The following is a 3440-nucleotide window of genomic DNA, read 5'->3' as shown; positions in this document are numbered from 1 at the left end:
CTAGTTCGTGCCCGGAAAACCCGCGTAAGCCGCGACTAATATGCGGGATTGCGATGTTATTGAGGCCTATTTTACCTGTCAATGCGCACGCGCGGGTCGCATCAACAGGAACTAAGTACCTCGGTGGAAAAAGCGGAATTGTGCAGCTCTGCAAGGCTGGTAGTCGCGACCGACCGGACCAAAGCGTCGGGCGCACGAGCACGAATCCGAAGCGCGGCAGCTTCGGCGGTCAGCGCATCACGGTAGAGTCCGAAAACCGCGCCGCCGCTGCCGGACATGCCGGCGACTCGCGCTCCTTCTTCTTCAAGTAACGCTTTAAGCTTGGCGATGTCCGGAAACAATGCCATCGCCGGTTTTGCAAGATCGTTGGTCACCGAAGTCGCGGAGATCTTTCCCGAGCGGATGGATGATATTGCGGAGTCAGCGAGCGGACCGCTCCAGCCATCGTGCCTTAACGCCGCGAAGACTTTTGCGGTCGGCACTTTCACGTTAGGCACTGCGATGACCAGGTTGAGTCGCACCGTCGTGGACAGCGGTTCGATAACCTCACCTATGCCGCGTACGCGAGCCGGTCCCGGCTCGAGGAAAAATGGCACGTCCGCGCCGAGCTGAAGCGCGACCGCAGCTAGGCGCGGCGGAGATGAGATGCCGAAGATTGTGGCCATCGCTCGCAGCACCGTTCCCGCATCGCTCGATCCCCCGCCGAGGCCCGCGCCCATAGGGATTCGTTTGCGCAGATCGACTAGCACTTCGGCCGCGATACCGAATTCGCCCATGAACGCGGCGGCTGCGCGGGAAGCCAGGTTGGATTGCGAATCGTGTAGCGCGGCCTCATCACAACGCAGACTCACGCGTGGCTCGTCCGAAGGGCGGGTCGAGATGGAAACGATGTCGCTCCATGCGATCGGCAGGAAAATCGAATCCAGTTCGTGATATCCGTCGGCGCGTTTGCCGGTCACCTGGAGGCACAAGTTGATCTTTCCCGGAGCGAGCTCGGCGAGAAGCTTGACCATCGACGGCGGCGACCCTCAGTCGTCCGATCTGGGGCCGGGTGAATTCGCGCGGCGCAGCGAAGAGCGCGCGTCGCGTTGGATCACCGAAATGAATCCGATCAGCGCAAGGAGGACACCCGCGAGGACCAGTACCTGGCCGGTGAGAAACGTCGCGTGATAAAAGTCCACCCGCGCGGTCGCGTATGAGAGCTGACGTTCACGCGGCGTGAGTGGCTCAATAACCGCGGGCCCGGTACCCGCATCGAGTTCATCAAAACTGCGATAATCGGTCGCCGCCGCCGCATCCTCCGCCGCCGCCATCATCTGCCCGTATTGCCGCGTGCGGCTGAGCCCGATGAACCAGTTGCTGGCACCCAGGATAACCAGCGCGATTCCGGCAACTACCTTCCAATCGGTATAGAGATCCGGCGGCTTCATCAGACAACCAGACTAAAGCGCCGGAACGGCGAACACAACGCCGTCGGCGCGGGGGCATAGAGCGTTGCTTGTCTTCGACTCGTGCAGCTATGATCAAACGGACCGTATACAATGTCTGCGCGCGCTCCAGAAACCTCCCGACATTCGACGACTCGCCCAGTCAATTCCCGGCTGGAACAGCGCCTGGAGCAATTCGCCAATCACGATCGCAACGCGCTGGCCCGGCTGATCACGCTGGTAGAAAACCGCGCACCGGAAACCAGCGCGATCATCGAACGAATCTACCCCTTATCCGGCCACGCCCAGGTCATCGGGATCACCGGGCCTCCGGGCGCGGGCAAATCGACGCTGGTCAACCGGCTGATCGTCAAGTACCGTGCGCTCGGAAAACGAGTCGCGGTCCTGGCGATCGATCCATCGAGTCCGTTTTCAGGCGGCGCGGTGCTCGGCGACCGGGTGCGGATGACAGATCACTATAAGGATTCCTCCGTCTATATCCGGAGCCTCTCGTCGCGCGGCAGCCATGGCGGACTGAGCCGCGCCGCGCGTGAGATCGTGAAACTGCTCGATGCGTTCGGTCACGATGTAATCGTGATCGAAACGGTCGGCGTTGGGCAGACCGAGCTGTCGGTCATGGACCTGGCAGATACCACCGTGGTGGTGACGGTACCAGAAGGCGGAGACTCGGTGCAGGTGATGAAGGCCGGACTCAATGAGATCGCCGACGTGTTCGTGGTCAACAAGGCCGACCGCGAAGGCGCGGATCGAATCAAGGCGGAGCTCGAGCTGAACGTGCATCTGCGACCGGCCGGCACGGAATGGCGCCCCCCAGTGATCATGACGCAGGCCGCCGCTGACAAAGGGATCGATTTGCTGGTGAGCGCGATAGACAAACATCGTCAGTATCTAGCCGAACATGTTGATGGGGAACGCGAAGCCGAGCGGCGGCGGCGGGAGTTCGTGGAAATTTTCACCGCAGAGCTGGACGAACGCGCCGGACGCGCGCTCAAAGACGGCCGAGCTCCGGAGATCATGAAGGAAGTGGGAGCGGGACGGGTCAATCCGTACAGCGCCATGCATCATCTGCTGGGCGATCCCGAAGCCATCCGCGCGCTTCTATCCGCCGGGAATGACGGCGAGGATTGACCACCAAGCTTGAAACCCGTGTCTGACAAGCGACATAAATCTTCGGGCCGGCTGTATGCGATCGGCGATATTCACGGATGCGTCGACGAACTGGAATCGATCCTCAACGCGATCGCGCCGAAGGACGGGGATACGGTGGTATTCGTCGGTGATTACGTGGATCGCGGGCCGGCCTCCTGTGACGTGATCGAGCTTGCGCTCGACCTCGAGAGAACCAAAGCCGAGACGGTGTTCCTGAAGGGGAATCACGAAGACATGATGCTTTCGTTCCTGGGATTGCCGGGTCACTACGGTGAGTCGTTTCTGTTCAACGGCGGCGTGACGACAATGGAAAGCTACGGTCTCAAGGAAGACGATCTGCCCCACGCGATCCACCACATTCCGCCGCGCCATGTGGATTTCTACAAACGGCTCAGCGTCAACTACCTGCGTCCGCCGTATTTGTTCGTACACGCGGGTATCTCGCCGCTGCTGCAACTCGAAGAACAGCAGACCGAGGACATGCTCTGGATCAGGCAGGAATTCATCTTCAATCCGCACCGAATCGACGCCACGGTCGTGTTTGGGCACACGCCGATGCGGGGGGTGATGATCGATCTTCCGTACAAGCTTGGAATCGATACGGGTCTGGTTTATGGCGGCAAGCTGACCTGCGTGGAGTTCACCGAAGGGGCGCTCTATCAGGTCGACCGCGGCAGCCGCCAGGTGAAATCGCGTGCGATTCCGCTGCGCTGAGAACCCTTTCGCGGTCCTTTCAGTCAGGCTAGTCTTAGCGGTTCTCCGGTGGCGGCGTAGCTCAGTTGGTCAGAGCATGCGGCTCATATCCGCAGAGTCGTGGGTTCGAGTCCCTCCGCCGCCACCACA

4 protein-coding genes and 1 tRNA gene are annotated in these 3440 nt (G+C 60.9%); 3 read left to right on the top strand and 2 right to left on the bottom strand.

The window, feature by feature from the left end; translation table 11 throughout:
- Nucleotides 1-101 precede the first annotated feature (101 nt).
- On the bottom strand, nt 102-1013 hold the full coding sequence (locus VGI36_00540) for a 4-(cytidine 5'-diphospho)-2-C-methyl-D-erythritol kinase (protein ID HEY2483599.1): 912 nt from the start codon (nt 1011-1013) through the stop codon (nt 102-104).
- Nucleotides 1014-1028: 15 nt separating this feature from the next.
- Nucleotides 1029-1430 carry a hypothetical protein gene (locus VGI36_00535; GenBank protein HEY2483598.1) on the bottom strand — a complete coding sequence of 134 codons (402 nt, stop codon included), beginning with the start codon at nt 1428-1430 and terminating at the stop codon, nt 1029-1031.
- 111 nt (nt 1431-1541) lie between these two features.
- Between VGI36_00535 and meaB the strand changes: the two genes are divergently transcribed.
- The 3 genes from meaB to VGI36_00520 all read left to right on the top strand — a co-directional run bounded on the left by meaB (nt 1542) and on the right by VGI36_00520 (nt 3438).
- Complete coding sequence (meaB, locus tag VGI36_00530; GenBank protein ID HEY2483597.1) at nt 1542-2576, top strand: methylmalonyl Co-A mutase-associated GTPase MeaB; 1035 nt, start codon at nt 1542-1544, stop codon at nt 2574-2576.
- An 18-nt stretch (nt 2577-2594) separates the two neighbouring features.
- Nucleotides 2595-3311: a metallophosphoesterase family protein gene (locus tag VGI36_00525; GenBank protein ID HEY2483596.1), complete on the top strand. Its 717-nt coding sequence runs from the start codon at nt 2595-2597 to the stop codon at nt 3309-3311.
- 50 nt (nt 3312-3361) lie between these two features.
- A tRNA-Met gene (locus VGI36_00520) sits at nt 3362-3438 on the top strand.
- Nucleotides 3439-3440: the final 2 nt, after the last annotated feature.

This window comes from Candidatus Binataceae bacterium (assembly GCA_036495685.1).
Taxonomy (GTDB): Bacteria; Desulfobacterota; Binatia; order Binatales; family Binataceae; genus JAFAHS01.
The sequence above is the reverse complement of the archived record's forward strand: the minus strand, read 5'-3'. Positions and strand labels throughout refer to the sequence as shown.